The 14,797-nt window shown below is 44.3% G+C and carries 13 protein-coding genes; 2 read left to right on the top strand and 11 right to left on the bottom strand.

From position 1 onward, the window contains the following. Positions 1–50: 50 nt before the first annotated feature. From MHH50_RS02045 to MHH50_RS02030, 4 genes are all read right to left on the bottom strand, one after another. Entirely contained in the window at positions 51–2,441 is a 2,391-nt protein-coding gene (locus MHH50_RS02045) for an ABC transporter permease (protein ID WP_076307949.1), read from the bottom strand. A 265-nt stretch (positions 2,442–2,706) separates the two neighbouring features. Further along, positions 2,707–4,281, bottom strand: coding sequence for a sigma-70 family RNA polymerase sigma factor (locus tag MHH50_RS02040; RefSeq protein ID WP_076307984.1), 1,575 nt, complete (start codon positions 4,279–4,281; stop codon positions 2,707–2,709). An 84-nt stretch (positions 4,282–4,365) separates the two neighbouring features. Beyond that, complete coding sequence (locus MHH50_RS02035; protein WP_076124622.1) at positions 4,366–4,695, bottom strand: carboxymuconolactone decarboxylase family protein; 330 nt, start codon at positions 4,693–4,695, stop codon at positions 4,366–4,368. A 1-nt stretch (position 4,696) separates the two neighbouring features. Then, positions 4,697–5,101: a tautomerase family protein gene (locus MHH50_RS02030; protein ID WP_076124624.1), complete on the bottom strand. Its 405-nt coding sequence runs from the start codon at positions 5,099–5,101 to the stop codon at positions 4,697–4,699. A 110-nt stretch (positions 5,102–5,211) separates the two neighbouring features. On the opposite strand from MHH50_RS02030, the gene MHH50_RS02025 reads away from it, so the two are divergent. After that, a complete protein-coding gene (locus MHH50_RS02025; RefSeq protein WP_076124625.1) occupies positions 5,212–6,117 on the top strand; it encodes a LysR family transcriptional regulator in 906 nt (301 codons plus the stop codon). 61 nt (positions 6,118–6,178) lie between these two features. Beyond that, positions 6,179–6,697 (top strand): translation initiation factor IF-3, encoded by a 519-nt coding sequence (gene infC, locus MHH50_RS02020; protein WP_076124627.1) that lies wholly within the window; start codon positions 6,179–6,181, stop codon positions 6,695–6,697. A gap of 521 nt (positions 6,698–7,218) precedes the next feature. On the opposite strand, the gene MHH50_RS02015 is transcribed toward infC, so the two are convergent. From MHH50_RS02015 to MHH50_RS01985, 7 genes are all read right to left on the bottom strand, one after another. Further along, on the bottom strand, positions 7,219–7,920 hold the full coding sequence (locus MHH50_RS02015) for a histidine phosphatase family protein (RefSeq protein ID WP_076282342.1): 702 nt from the start codon (positions 7,918–7,920) through the stop codon (positions 7,219–7,221). 18 nt (positions 7,921–7,938) lie between these two features. Beyond that, positions 7,939–8,541, bottom strand: a complete 603-nt coding sequence (locus MHH50_RS02010) for a response regulator transcription factor (protein WP_036682756.1) — start codon at positions 8,539–8,541, stop codon at positions 7,939–7,941. Next, complete coding sequence (locus MHH50_RS02005) at positions 8,538–9,692, bottom strand: sensor histidine kinase (RefSeq protein ID WP_076282343.1); 1,155 nt, start codon at positions 9,690–9,692, stop codon at positions 8,538–8,540. Before MHH50_RS02005 ends, MHH50_RS02010 begins: the two co-directional genes overlap by 4 nt. Before the next feature lie 4 nt (positions 9,693–9,696). After that, positions 9,697–10,431: an ABC transporter permease gene (locus tag MHH50_RS02000; protein ID WP_036682760.1), complete on the bottom strand. Its 735-nt coding sequence runs from the start codon at positions 10,429–10,431 to the stop codon at positions 9,697–9,699. A 2-nt stretch (positions 10,432–10,433) separates the two neighbouring features. Then, complete coding sequence (locus MHH50_RS01995) at positions 10,434–11,342, bottom strand: ABC transporter ATP-binding protein (RefSeq protein WP_076124631.1); 909 nt, start codon at positions 11,340–11,342, stop codon at positions 10,434–10,436. Positions 11,343–11,537: 195 nt separating this feature from the next. Further along, positions 11,538–12,290 carry an oxygen-insensitive NADPH nitroreductase gene (gene nfsA / locus MHH50_RS01990; RefSeq protein ID WP_076220221.1) on the bottom strand — a complete coding sequence of 251 codons (753 nt, stop codon included), beginning with the start codon at positions 12,288–12,290 and terminating at the stop codon, positions 11,538–11,540. 31 nt (positions 12,291–12,321) lie between these two features. Beyond that, entirely contained in the window at positions 12,322–14,784 is a 2,463-nt protein-coding gene (locus MHH50_RS01985; protein ID WP_076278920.1) for a heavy metal translocating P-type ATPase, read from the bottom strand. Positions 14,785–14,797: the final 13 nt, after the last annotated feature.

Raw genomic sequence — 14,797 nt, 5'->3', positions numbered from 1 at the left:
CCCGTATAAAGGCGAGGGATTTATTAAATATAGCTAAACTTTCCGCATCGTTAATTTAATTGCTCTATAATGCTCTGCTTCGATATTGATCGTCTAACAAACTGAACCATACCAGTCTGGACAAGTAAAATAACCAAGAAATACAGGAAAATAGCACTCCAAGGGAATTGGTATTGAATGTAGGAAAGCCCCCCCATATTCCCTGCACTCTTACTTATCATGTATCCCATTAGATTGCCCATAAAAAGAGCCATCGTAAAGCTTTCAACCACTAAAAATCCTGTTTCATAGGTTAACATAGCCATTAATTGTTTTCGGCTCATTCCTATGGCTTGCATAAGGCCTAGCTCCCCTTTTCTTGCAGAAATAGTGGTGATTATGGTGTTCAAGAGATTGATCATACTGAATACTGCTATAAAAACCATAAAACTATACACTGAAATAGTGATAGTTCTAAAAGCAATTCTATTGGATTCCACAACTTCGGAAAAAGACAATAATTTGAGTGTATCCTCATTGAGAATCACACCCTCTAACTCACTCTTTATTAACTCTTCATTCGATTTATCCATAGTAATAACTTCGTAGCTCTTATTGCTATTAAAAGGGGCTACAGTTTTCATTACTTTGGGTGGAAGATAAAATGAAGTTCCTGAATTCTTATCCGTAATATCTCCAATGATCTCAAAATCATGTTTAACCTTCTCCTGATCATTAGCAATTATGAATGAAATATGATCACCGACAGCGTAATGAGCCCCGTAATAATCTAAGTCACTACTGGCGCTGTTAAGGAGAATGTAGGATGCATCCGACGAATCAACATCTGGGATCTTCCCCTCAGCCAAATGACTACTCCATCTTTCGTTGTTTAACGTAGGGATATTCTCAATACTGACTATCGCGGCCCCGTCATCCGTTTTTATTCCTTCGATAGCAGCTTCAATATACTGATGTTCGATTACGTCCTCAACTTCATTTATAGCTAGGATTTTATTTTTTAAAGAAGTAGATAGTTGCCCTTCCGTCTGAAGATCACTTAATGAGGTTGTTTCAGAATACAACTCATTATTAATTTGAATATCAAACCGACCATGGTTCGGAAAATATTTCTCTGCTTTTGAGATTGGATCGACCGAGTTTAACAATGTCCCCAAGGAAACAAATAGCGTTCCGCTTAAAAAAAGAGACAGCAAAGTTAACACCGTCTTTTTCCTGCTTCTTGATAAGTTCAATGCAGCTAAAGAAAATGGTGTGAGTCTTTTCGAGTTTCTTTTCTCCTTTTTTGTATTAACATCGGCATCTACATGTCTAATCGCTGTTATAGGAGAGATTCTAGATGCGAATTTAGATGGTGCGTTTAATGAAGCTCTAACTGTTACTTTGGTGAGCAAACCGGCTAAAAAGGCAAGTGAAAAACTTGGAACTGCATTCCAGTGAAAGCCACTTAAAATCCAGCTCATTAAACATCCTAAGATAACTCCAATAGGGATATATTTTCTTGAAAGATTTTTCCCTTCATATAGAACTAGCTGTTTTATCTGCCTTTTTGTTGCACCGATTGCTCTAAGTTGTCCGTATTGTTTAATTCGCTTAGTAATTGAAATATAAAAGATATTGTAGATAACTAGCCAACAAGCCAGTGCGATGATCAGCATGATAGACAGGATGGATATCACAGTGCTTCCTGACAGATTATTACTGTCCACATTTACATTATTGATCTGAATATTTCTCTCAGAGATACCCATTCGCTGCCCTATTTCTTTGATTTTTGACTTCAGTTCCTCGTTGGAATAACTGCTGCTGTTGTTGATGCTAATTGCCGCGGAGAAATCCTCTTTGGAAATAAATGGATCTTCCTCAACGAACGCGCTTGATACCAGAGCATTGTAGCCGATTCGATTCTCGTTACCTGATGCGGTTGTTTGCAGAATTCCAGAAATCACAAATTGGCTGGTTTGAAATTCTTTGCTGGCATTGTTTCTAAATTGCAAAGAAATAGAATCGCCAAGCCCCAGGCTTCGATCATCGGATAACTGAAAGTCTTTTTCTATTGCAATTTCATTTTCTTTTGTAGGGAACTTCCCCAGAACGATATTGGCATTTGATAAATCCATCATGGCTTGATCCGTGTAGAGAATGGACAATAAGCGTTCTTCTTTTTTCTCTCTGCCTATTTCCTTATAGAGTCCGATTTTATTAATTCCCTCTATTTCTTTCAATCGTGAGATTTCATTGTTATTGAGATTATAGAATAAAGCCTGGAAATTCGACTCATGTTGTAGGTTAGTAAAAGAATTATAACCAAAGGTCATTACAACAGTTAATAAAAACGCAGCTAAAGCTATCACACTGCCTACAAAGTAATTTTTGGTTTTTTCCGCTTTTAAATTTGCTTTTGCAATTCTTATCATTGCTGTTTTATTCTGTATGGACATTGATACATCATCCTCCTATCGTATAACGAATATTCCTCCCTTTGCATCATCAAGTGAATACTTTCACTATTTATTCTATAGATAATATTCTCCAACAAAGATCAATCACCCTTTAAATAGATGATATATACTATATTTACTATTCATATAATATATGGATACAACAAAAAAGACTTCCCCCTCTGGAGCGTTTGAGTATCTCCAAGTTAGTGGAAGTCTTTTTATGCTCAATATGCCTTGTGTAGCAAACATTTAGATTAATAAATTACGCCTCGGTACTTCTCTCCTGAAGCGCACCGACCAACGGATTCCACCGCCAGCGCGGAGTCAATCCTTGCAGATGTACACCTCCAAACCACTCATCGCTGCCATTCTTCTGCACCCAGTCTTCGTTTCCAGCTATTACACTCTTACCTAGCTCTGTTAATACAAGCTCACAGTCTTTAAATTGCATTACTGAATCGTTATAAACAGGGAACTCATTGCATCCATGGGTTTGTAGCAAAGGGTACGTGCCTTGTACCATCTTTCTTAGGATATGCCAATATTGCAAGTCGCCCATTCCCAAGATATGAAGCTTATCACCCACATTTTTGAACAGCTCATAGGGTGATTTTATTCCCTCACGGATCATCTCCAGCGTGATTTGTTCTACGATGCCAAGTCCGTTTGTAGTAGAAGGAAAGCGCGATAAATGCGCCCGGAAGGCGTCATGTGCAAAGGGTAAAGCCGATGTATCTGTAGTTAATCGTTGTTGCAGCAATTCTGGATTCGGTGATACATAGGCTTCCCAGAGTGCTTGACCTGCTTCTAATTCTTTGGCTCCGATTAGCTTCCATGTGCCTGATAATGTTTCCATCTGCTCTATAGAAAGTTGTCCAAGTCCTCGAAATAACTTTATTCCCGGATACTCTCCAATGCATAGTAAGCTTAGCTTGGTGGTTAACATTTTCTGCTTCGAGAACCAATGGAGTAAATAACTGAGCATCGTCTGATCGAAAAGGTCATGCTCGAACCATAACACCACTTCTTCATATTTATGGAAATCAGCTAAAATCTTCTCTTGCCTCTCACTATTGGCGATAAATTCCCTCTGCGGAATCCCCATCGTTTGTTCCAAATATTGCGCTCGAACAGCGCGGTTATCTCCATCGGCAGGATCCAAAAATACCGGTCCATGCGAATATACCTCTCTCCACACTAGTACATCACCTTTCACGATTCCTTGCCGCAGCTTCTCTCCCACTACATCTCCATTTACAATGTGAAGCACAGCTTTTCCCCCTTCGTACAAATGGTTGAATACGGAAAGAACATCTGCCACAGGCAATGCACCTTTCAGCTTGCGGCGGGCATCAAAAAGTCGCTTCTTCAATACCGAAACCGAAGTCCCCAGAAAGTCAGCAATCTCTTGTAGTGAGTAGCCTTGAAAATAATATAATTGAACGGCAATCCGCATATTGGACGTTAATGCAGCTATAGACTCGTGAACCAGCCGCTGGGTTTCCTTTTTTTCAATAATATCTGCTATAGAAAATGAAGATTCTGTCGCTTGCGCAGCTTCCTCGTAGGGTAATGCAGGATGCTGCTTTCTTCGCAAGATGCGATAACATTGCCGCACCACAATAGCTTTAAACCAGCCCGGGAATGCCTCTACTGCTCGTAATTTATTCAAATGCAAAAAGGCTTCTGTGAAAGCTTCCTGCACAGCATCTTCCGCTAATTGATAGTCACGCAGCTTTTCGAACGCAACTGCATTGGCCATCGGTGTAAAGTGCTTAACAATCTGTTCAAAAGCTTGTCGGTCTCCTTGTTTAGCCTCTTCTATATACTGAAGCATCTGTCCTCCGCTCCCTTCTTCCGTATTATATACAAGTGCCAATGAAGTTCCTAAAGGTTACGGATGGGATTGAAAAGTCAGACGTTATTTATTTTTTCCTATTACATCCTTTGCAACTTCTAGAGCTGAAGAGGCTCGCGGCCAACCTACATAAAAAGAAAGGTGGGTGATGGCCTCCACGATTTCTTCAAGTTGTAAGCCGTTCTCTAAAGCCAAGTGCAGATGATAGGGGAGTTGTTCCGTCATGCCCCCCATCACCAAGGCAGAAATCGTAATCATGCTACGATCCCGAAGTGATAATTGCTCACGTCTCCATAAGTCCCCAAATAACACATTTTCCGAGTAGTCGACGAATGCCGGAGCGAACTCCCCTAACGATTCCCGTACATTTGTGACGATTTTCTGATGCGCCATATTACACCTCCCTAACCGGAGGTTGTAGCATTTGAGCAACACCGTTACCAAACGACCAATCTTCGAATTCCGTATCGACGAGCACAATGAATATATCTTCTTTTCTGATGTTTAGCGTCATCGATAATTCCTCGGCTAGCCTCGCGTAAAAGCTTTTCTTCTGTTCCGTTGATCTTCCGGATTTTAGCGTAACTTGGATATATATCAGTCCGTCGCTTCGTTCAATATTTAAATAATCTTTACTATAAAAAAATTCCCCCGCTTTATGCGCATGAAAAACCTGAAACATATCATCCTCCGGTACATGGAAATGCTGAATTAACGCGCTCATAATCGCTCTGCATATTCCTTCTAGCTGATGAGTGTCGTATTGTTGCTCCAGATAACTGACTCTAATGAATGGCATTATAATTCACTCCTTCTTTGGAATTCTTTTATTGTACTCTCAGTATTTTGATTTATATAATTGAATAAGATAATAATTTTAATCAATTATACCGATAGAGGTGACAATCGATGGATCTAAAAGAACTGATGGCTTTTAAGACCATTCTTCAAGAAGGCACTTTCTCACGCGCTGCAGAGAAGTTGAATTATGCACAGTCTACTATTACCAACCAAATTCAACGACTTGAAAAAGAACTGGGCATACAACTCTTTCACAGAGGCTGGGAAGTAGAACTGACAAGTGCCGGGCAAGTTTTTGCAGGGGAAATCGATAACCTTATTCAACATTGGAACTATGTAACAGAACTCACCAAAGCTTTACAGCATGACGAAATTGGTACACTTCATATCGGAAGCATTGAATCCATGATGGAATCCGTCCTACCGAACGCCTTGCGAAAGTTTCAGGAGCAAAAACCAAAGATGGCATGTAACTTCATTCAGGGTAACACTGATTCCCTCTCACAACTTGTTCTACAAAGAGAACTGGATTTCGCCATCTGCGGTGAGCCGTCCGACCTGTCTTTCTTTTATTTCGAACCGCTTTATCACGAGAAAATCGCTTTTATAGTAGATGAAAATCATCCTTTAAACGGACGAGACGATATTTCATTTCGAGAAATTCTTGAATATCCAATTATAGCTGGAGGACGCACTTGCTTATATTACCTTCGGTTAGCTAAGCAATTTTCGAGATTCGAATCAAAGCCCACTTTATCCACCATAAGCCAAATTTCTGCTATTCCTCATTTTGTAAGAAAGAACCCTGGGGTGGGGGTAGTGCTTGATTCGACAGCTTTAATGACAGATATCGTAAAAATAGATGTTGAACTAAGCGAGCCGTTCATTCAAGTGGGTATATTGCAGCGGCGCAACCGAGAATATCTAGCAACATCATCTAAAGAACTAATCCTACAAATCATAAAAGAAGAAATTGAGAGGATTAGTAATGCTAATCCTACGCTCCACATTTGAACCTCAAGCTAGTTCCATATATGATAGCTTTATCATCGTTATCAGGGGAGGATTCATAGAAGTGGCAGTATTAATCAATGAACAAATCAGAGCATCCGAAGTAGTTCTTACAGGACTTAGGGGTGAGAAGCTGGGTATCGTCTCACGGGAAGAGGCGCTGGCCATGGCCAGATCAGCGGGAGCTGATCTGGTATGCACCTCGCTAATGAGCAGCCCACCGCCCTGCAGCCTAACTGCAAAGGGCAAAGCAAAAGCGGCCGCGCAGAAAGAAGCAGCCTCAGCACGCAAGGCCAGTGGTGGCTCAGCTGCAAAGGGCGGCAGCAAGGAGAAGGTCAAAGAGCTCCGCTTCACTGCTCATATTGAAGAGCATGACTACGATACGAAGCTCCGTCAGGCCGAGAAGCATCTACGCTCCGGCAAGCCGGTGCAATTAGTTGTCAAAGCATCCGGTGCGAAGGAAGCTGCTGCCTCCAAGGCCGTATTGGAACGACTAGTGACTGACTTGAAGGAAGTTGGAACGAAGGAAACTGGCATACAGACAGGCGGCAAAGGTTCACAGGTGAAATTAAATCCACGGTGAAGAGTGGAATTTCAGATAATTTAGGCTCAAAACCAAAATTAGTGGACCATTTCATGAAAAAGCTGCTGCTATCTGCAAATGTAGCTTTATTGCGAGCAGAATTCAGAATTGCGTTCGGACACCACAGCCCTTATTCGTAACTATTTCGCTGTTCTGGGATGCTAACGGACTTCAGAGACTTTATATCACTAAAATAGCACGATATTCTCTCCATTTATGGCAAATAAGATCTCTCGAGTCCGCAACTTCCTCCAAAAGGCTTAAAATGTACAAATAGCTGCATCTAAGTCCGTTAGCACAATAGCAAGTGGAAATCAGGAACTGGGCAAGGGGCATGATTCTTATATGCAAGCAAAAGCGCCTTCGGTGTCCCTAAAGAACGGTAAGCGCTTATGCGAGAAATAGAAGGATAATGTCTCGTGCCAAACTTATACTTTCTTGTATTATTAAAAAAGACCATCCTCTGCGGGATGGTCTTTCACTTCATAGACAATGTTCTTGCTCGCTCTTAATCAGTCACCTTAAACATGATTACCCATTAATCCCCTTGGGCGATAGTTCATACCCCCAGCATAGAGGTGGGAGACATCTCCCAATCCAATACATCTGGGAACTGCATAGTGCTCGCTGCGCTCTTCAAACAAGATCGTCGTTACCGAGCTTGGAGCAAGCCAAAATACGGACCAAGCCAAGGCTAAAGGAATCTGCAATAAATGGGCTAGCCATGCAAGGCCAAAGCCACCGTGACACACAACTCCAATCTTCTTGGTAGAAGGCTCGAGGATACGATATAGGCCATCTTCTCTTTTATAGTGGTGGCTAAGCAAGAATTGATCTGAAGCCGCTTGTAGTTCGCTAAACCGCAATCTGTATTCCTCTTGTTTTAACCAATGATCTGTTTGATCAGACCATTCTCTTTTTCCACTCGATAGTTCACTAATATGTTCTCCGGGACTATCCCATATAGGCGCCATTTGTCCATCCAACATAACCCCTGTCCAATTCAATTCACAAGTCCAAGGTTCTGTCTGAATTACAAGTCCCGTCTCTTTGGCCACATAACTTGCTGTTGTCTGTGCTCTACCCAATGGTGAAGCATATAATTCATCCAGTCCGATAGATCCCATGCGTTTTCCCAATGCCGCTGCTTCCTGATGCCCGAATTCCGTTAGATCATCTATGGAATAGTCCGGATCACCATGACGAATCAGAAATATTTGCATAACAATGCCCTCCTCCCCTCAAATCCAGCCTTTTTCTTCCGCCAGCCGTACCGCCTCAATCCGGCTTTTCACTTCCAGCTTATTGAGTATTTCAGAGATGTAATTGCGGACAGTGCCATAAGACAGATGCAGCGAAAAGGCTATCTCGCTCGCGGTTTGCCCTTCTCCAGCCAGTTTTAAAATCTCGCGCTCCCGTGCTGTTAATGGATTCTCCTCCCGCAGACTGCCGAAGACTAACTCAGGAGATACCTCCCGATGTCCAGCCATGACACGACGAATAGATTCAGCTAGCTTATCTACAGGCTCGTCCTTCAACAAATACCCTTGAATACCAGCCTTTACTCCACGCTCAAAATACCCTGGACGGGCAAAGGTGGTCAAAATAATAATTCGGGTCGGACAACCCTTACTCCGCAATATTTCTGCAACCTCCAGCCCGCTCTTGAACGGCATTTCAATGTCCATGAGACAGACATCTGGCTGAAGCTTGTCGATTAAAGCTAACGCCTCCGCCCCATCACAAGCTTCTCCGACTACTTCGATATCGTCTTCAAGATCCAGCAAAGAAGCCATCGCTCCCCGAAGCAGACGTTGGTCCTCCGCTATAACAATGCTTATCATGCAGTCTCACCCCCTTGTGCATCTTTTACGATTAGCGGGATGGTAACGATCAGCGTAGCTCCCTGACCCTCAGCTGAGCTTAGCGACAGGGAGCCATCAATCAGGGATAGACGCTCTGCCATTCCCTTCATGCCATTTCCATCGCTAAGCCCACCATTCCCTCTCTCCCCATGCTGTAGACCAATGCCGTTATCCTTAACGGTAATTCGCACTTCTCCAGCCAGCTTTGCCACTCCTATGAAGCATTTGTCCGCTCTACTATGCTTTACGATATTAGTCACTGCTTCTTTGATACAGAGGCTAAGGATATTTTGCGTCAGGTCGGATACCCCCTCCAGAGAGATATCCCCTTCCACTTCTAAGGCGATCTCTGCCGTTCGCAGCATCTCTCCAGCTTCAGCCAGTTCCTCTGCCACTGAGACCGCACGCATTTCCGACACTAGCTCACGCACTTGACGGAGCGCAGCCCGTGAAGTGCGCTGAATTTCTCGCGCCTCCTCTTGGGCTCGCTCCGTATTTTTCGTCACCAGCTTCTCTACGAGTTGGCTCTTTAACGTAATCAAGGACAAGGTATGGCCAAGGGTATCATGCAGGTCACGGGCGATTCGCATTCGTTCCTCACGCTTCACCAGCTCTTTAATCACCTCATTGGCTTGATCCAGCTCTTTCTCCAGCTTCTGATTCCGATTCATGGACCTCACTCCGAACGGACTAATCAACATAATAATAATAAACGGAGCTAAAAACATCACGCTTCCCCACTCCATCTCACGACCCACTAAGACCAGCACCGAAAGGATCATGATGACAAAAGAAGCAAATGCAATTTTGAACCCTTTATTCTCCGTATAATATGCGATAAAATTTGCGGTGAAAAAGCCCATGTACAGATTATAGGGGGTATAGAACAAACTAAGCACCACGATGATTAACATTTGAATAAATAACCAAACATTAAACACTCCACCCCGCACCCAATACAGCTGGCGATAGCTGATGGCAAACACCGCTATCATAATCCCGCCCAGGATGAGCTTCATTCCAGTCTCCCCGCGCAAATTCAGGATGGGCAAAACCAGATAAACAGCCCATACAAAAGGGAAAAAACCCTGTTTTTGTGGAAATAACCGGAACTTCGCACGCTCAGACATTCATTCACACCGCTTCCTGTTTTTTTCGAATATAGACCGATAGTAACATAAAAACTACCAAATATCCGAGTAAAATCAAGACATTACTCCATGTCGGAGCTGAGCCACGAACGATTTCCCAGGCTCCATTCCCATAGTTATAGGAAGGCAACCAATGACCAATCCGCTGCATTAATCGTGGCAGTATCTCAATCGGCATCCACATGCCTCCTGCTACAGCAAGAGCCATATAAATCACGTTGCTGACTCCACTGGCTGTATCCACCCGTTTCATAGCACCTACAAGCGTACCAATCGCTAAAAATGGTAGAGAACCGATCAGGATCCACAGCCCGCTAAGCACCCATTGACCTGCGGATAAAGAGACGCCATTGATTAAATAGCCTGCGATAAAAATACAAATGACCGAAAACAGATGCATCATCGTCTGTCCGAACATTTTTCCGAAAAAATAGATCGATCCCGGCAGCGGTGTAATCCGAATAAAGGTGGTCCAGCCTTGTGTTCGTTCTTGCACCAACCGGATACCAAGCGTCATAATGGCTGAGCCCATTACACTGAAGGTCGCCATAGACATTAAATAATGAGCACGCCACGTTAGGTCATCGCTACCTGTATTGACCACCCGGGTGAAGATGAAATAGAACATGATGGGCATGAGCAAAGACCAGAACACATAATAGGGATTACGGATGATCCGCAGCATTTCCGCTTTACACTGTACAGTTATTAGTCTCATGGTTAGACAGCCTCCTCTTGGTTCATGGTCAATTGTTCAAAAGCCTCATCCAAACGTCCCTGATCAATTCGAACATCCTTCACAGGAAGTCCAGCCACAAAAATCGCTTTAAGCGCCTCATCTGTATCCTCTGTGGTCACGTGAATGCGGCCATCTTTTTCATAACAATCCTCTATAGCAGCTAAATCTAGCAGGTTTCTGCGCAATTGCGAGCGATCACCCACAGGCAGGAAGGACACGGAACGCTTCACAATCCGCGATTTAATCTCATCTGGACTTCCGTCCGCAACTAAGTGGCCTTTACTGAATAATAGAATACGATCCGCAATATCTTCTGCTTCCTGCAAATAATGGGTCGTGAACACAATCGTTTTTCCTTGCTCCGCAAGTCCACGAACCGTTTCCCAGAACCGCCGCCGGGAAGTAATATCAAGTCCGACTGTAGGTTCATCGAAAAAGATCAGCTCCGGATTACCCGCGAGGGCTAGCGCAAAGCCCAAACTACGCTTTTGACCGCCCGAGAGCTTCTCGGCGTATCTATTCAAATCGGCTGGCGCAAGTCCAGTAGCCTTAATTAGGAACTCCATATCCATAGGCTTTGGATAATAACTGCGGATCAGATCAATGATCTCCCGCACCTTTAGCCGATCCATTACACTTACCTCCTGCAGCATCGCTCCAGTCTTTTCACGTACTGCTTTATCCTTCGGATGATGACCGAACAACTCCACTGTACCCTCGGTAGGCTCTATTAGCCCCAGCAGCATGCCTAATGCCGTTGTTTTACCCGCTCCGTTCGGTCCCAGAATAGCTGTAATCGAACCTTTAGCAATGTTAAAGCTGATATTATCTACGGCCTTTTTATCCTTATATATTTTGCTGACCCCGTGCATTTCTATAATATTATCCATAACGTAATCCCTCCGCTTCCGAATGCGTTTGATCTATTTCAATCATATGGAAAAAGAAGACATGACATTAGTATGGACTGTCATTTCTTTAAGATGACAACTGTCACCTTCCTGGCTTCGAATAAAAAAAAGAGGCTGCCCTATCAGTAGAATGAACTACTAATAAGGCAGCCTCTTTAGGTGAAGAGAGTTTAGTTATCTCCGGAGGAATCCTTTTTCCAGCAGGAACTCCTTCATATGCAGCCGTGCTGGCTGTGCCAATCGCTCCGCCATAATGGCCGACCAAGGGGTGTCTTTGGCGCCGTGGGTCCGCTCACGCATATAGTCTGAGGAGACTTTATCGTAAGTTTTGACCTGCTCCACAGTGGTTTCCGCATTGTAGCGATTACGATGCAGAACAGCCTCTAGTGGAAGCCGCGGACGCAGGCCCGAAGCTCCGTCAGGATAACCTACACACATCCCGAATAGCGGATAGACCAATTCAGGCAGTCCCAGCAATTCCGATACCTCCGCGATCCGGTTACGGATTCCACCGATATATACAATTCCAAGTCCTAGTGATTCCGCAGCCACTGCAGCATTCTGTGCAGCAAGCGCAACATCAACGGTAGCTACAATCAGGTTCTCAGCAGAATCTTCATAAGAAGTCTCTCCCTGCAAATGAGGTTTCGTCACCTCGCGCAGCCGATACAGATCAGCGCACCAGACCAAAAACACTGGGCATTGTTCTATATAAGCCTGATTGCCCGCTAGTCCCGCAAGCTCCGTCTTTAGTGCCGGGTCAGTAACTGCAATAACACTATAAGCCTGAACATTGCTTGAGGTTGAAGCCATCTGAGCTGCTCCAATAATAGCGCTAAGCTGATCTTCACTTACTGGCTTATCCTGAAACTTGCGGACAGATGCATGTTTCATTAACAGAGAAATTGTATCGTTATTTACTTGCACTGTGGCCACTCCCTAAATAGTGATAGTGATATTACAGCTTTACCCGCTGTAGCCGAAGTGCATTCAAGACAACAGACACGGAGCTAAATGCCATCGCAGCTCCTGCCAGCCATGGGGCTAGAAACCCAAGTGCAGCAATCGGTATTCCTATTGTATTGTAAGCAAGCGCCCAGAACAAATTTTGTTTAATATTTCTCATCGTTTTGCGGCTCATCATGATCGCATCAGGAATACTCTTCAGATCCCCGCGCATCAGCGTAATATCAGCTGCTTCCATAGCTATATCCGTTCCTGTCCCAATCGCCATACCCGTATCGGCAGTAGCCAGTGCCGGAGCATCGTTGATCCCATCCCCAACCATGGCAACCTTAGTCCCATTCTGTTGGAGCTTGCGAACCTCTTCGGCTTTGCCCTCTGGCAGAACCTCTGCTAACACTTTTTCGATCCCTGCCTGCTTCGCAATAGCCTCAGCTGTAATTTTATTGTCACCAGTGATCATTACGACTTCAATACCCATATCATGGAGCGCGGCTACAGCCGCTTTTGAGGTCGGTTTAATCGTATCAGCAACGGCCACAATCCCAGCGATTTCACTCTCTACCGCTACTAGCATAGCTGTCTTTCCCGACTCCTCCAGCTTCTTCATAATTGGAGTCCATTCTGTGATATCAAGCTGATGATCTTCCATCATCCGCCGCGTGCCTACCATAACCTGCTGATCGGAGACAACGGCCATAATTCCACGTCCGGGCACATTATCAAACTGCTCAGCAGTAGGCAAAACCAAACCTCTATCAGTAGCGCCAGCAACAATAGCTTCCGCAAGTGGATGCTCAGATAGCTTTTCAGCAGCTGCAGTTAAAGCTAACAAACGGTTTTCCGCGTTTTCTTTTCCATAAGCTGCAATTCCAGTAGTAGTCACAACATCGGTAAGCACGGGTTTACCATTCGTCACTGTACCTGTTTTATCTAGCACAACGGTCTGAATCCCTTGCGCTCCCTCTAAATGCTCCCCGCCCTTGAAGAGAATTCCAAGCTCTGCTGCCCGGCCCGATCCTGCCATAATGGAGGTTGGCGTTGCCAGACCTAGCGCACATGGACAAGCGATTACGAGCACTGCAATGGCTTTTTCGAGGGCATCAGCGAACTGGCCAGGGGCTGCCCAGAAATACCAGATCAGAAAAGTTATTACGGCAATACCCACAACAATCGGCACAAAAATCCCTGAGATTACATCGGCAATCCGCTGAATCGGAGCTTTGGAGCCTTGAGCTTCCTCCACTACTCGGATAATTTGAGCCAGCGCAGTGTCGCGACCCACTTTATTGGCTTTGATTCTCAAGATACCGTTCTTATTCATAGTGGCACCGATCACGGTATCCCCTGGTTTTTTCTCCACAGGAATACTTTCTCCGGTCAACATCGACTCATCCACAGAAGAAGACCCCTCGACAACTTCACCATCCACAGGTACCTTTGTTCCGGGCTTCACCAATACAATATCACCAGGAATAACTTCATCTGTCGGGATATTCATTTCTTGCCCATCCCGAATTACGAGGGCGGTTTTTGCCTGAAGACCCATTAAGCTTTTGATTGCGTCAGAGGAACGGCCTTTCGCCAGCGCCTCAAACCATTTACCGACAAGGATAAGTGTAATGAGTACAGCACTCGTCTCATAATACATTTCTACAGTATGATTCATTCCCTTCATGCTTAAGGAATCAATGGTCAGATAAAGACTGTAGAAATAAGCTGCCGACGTCCCTAATACGACCAACACATCCATATTGGCACTCCGGTTACGAAGGGCTTTATAAGCACCGACGTAGAACTGCCAACCGATGATAAATTGCACAGGGGTAGCCAGTACAAGCTGGAACCAAGGATTCATAAATATATCCGGTGTTGGAATCCAGCCGGTGAAGGAGAAATGACCAGCCATCGCCCATAACAATGGGAACGAAAGAATTGCAGAAATGATCCATCTCCACTTTTTATGCTGAATTTCTTTTCCACGACGATCCACATGATCCTTGCGGTCTTCTTTAAGAGAAGCTTTATAGCCGATACTGCTTACCTTCTCCATGATCTCCCTTGGACTGATATTACCGGGTGTATATTCTACATGTGCTGTTTCCAGCGCTAAATTCACATTAACTGCTGCTATACCCGGTGTACGGCTCAACACTTTTTCAATCCGTGAGGAACACGCAGCACAGGTCATCCCCGATATATCAAAATCCGCAGATTCTTTAATAGTGTCATAACCAAGAGAACGGATTTTATCCTCAATTTGTGGCAACCCTGATACTGTCGGATCAAATCCAACTGTAGCCTGTTCCAAGGCTAGATTCACATTCGCACGAGATACGCCGTCCATTCGGGACAAACCCTTCTCAATTCGGGTTGCACAAGCGGAACAGGTCATGCCTGTAATCTGTACAGTTGCCTGCTGTTCGTTTGGTGAAGCTGTTGTTTTGGTTTTATCCATGATTTCCACGCCT

The sequence above is a fragment of the Paenibacillus sp. FSL H3-0302 genome, from assembly GCF_037982245.1.
GTDB lineage: Bacteria > Bacillota > Bacilli > Paenibacillales > Paenibacillaceae > Paenibacillus_AQ > Paenibacillus_AQ odorifer.
Note: the sequence above shows the minus strand (reverse complement) of the source record. Positions and strands in the feature narration are given on the sequence as shown.

What these genes read in the sequence shown, in the direction of transcription:
- MHH50_RS02000 (WP_036682760.1), bottom strand. Translation starts at nt 10,431, where the DNA reads ATGAGACTAATAACTGTACAGTGTAAAGCGGAAATGCTGCGGATCATC.
- MHH50_RS02015 (WP_076282342.1), bottom strand. Translation starts at nt 7,920, where the DNA reads ATGCAAATATTTCTGATTCGTCATGGTGATCCGGACTATTCCATAGAT.
- MHH50_RS02025 (WP_076124625.1), top strand. Translation starts at nt 5,212, where the DNA reads ATGGATCTAAAAGAACTGATGGCTTTTAAGACCATTCTTCAAGAAGGC.
- MHH50_RS01995 (WP_076124631.1), bottom strand. Translation starts at nt 11,342, where the DNA reads ATGGATAATATTATAGAAATGCACGGGGTCAGCAAAATATATAAGGAT.
- MHH50_RS02030 (WP_076124624.1), bottom strand. Translation starts at nt 5,101, where the DNA reads ATGCCATTCATTAGAGTCAGTTATCTGGAGCAACAATACGACACTCAT.
- MHH50_RS02045 (WP_076307949.1), bottom strand. Translation starts at nt 2,441, where the DNA reads ATGTCCATACAGAATAAAACAGCAATGATAAGAATTGCAAAAGCAAAT.
- MHH50_RS02040 (WP_076307984.1), bottom strand. Translation starts at nt 4,281, where the DNA reads ATGCTTCAGTATATAGAAGAGGCTAAACAAGGAGACCGACAAGCTTTT.
- MHH50_RS02010 (WP_036682756.1), bottom strand. Translation starts at nt 8,541, where the DNA reads ATGATAAGCATTGTTATAGCGGAGGACCAACGTCTGCTTCGGGGAGCG.
- MHH50_RS01985 (WP_076278920.1), bottom strand. Translation starts at nt 14,784, where the DNA reads ATGGATAAAACCAAAACAACAGCTTCACCAAACGAACAGCAGGCAACT.
- MHH50_RS02035 (WP_076124622.1), bottom strand. Translation starts at nt 4,695, where the DNA reads ATGGCGCATCAGAAAATCGTCACAAATGTACGGGAATCGTTAGGGGAG.
- MHH50_RS02005 (WP_076282343.1), bottom strand. Translation starts at nt 9,692, where the DNA reads ATGTCTGAGCGTGCGAAGTTCCGGTTATTTCCACAAAAACAGGGTTTT.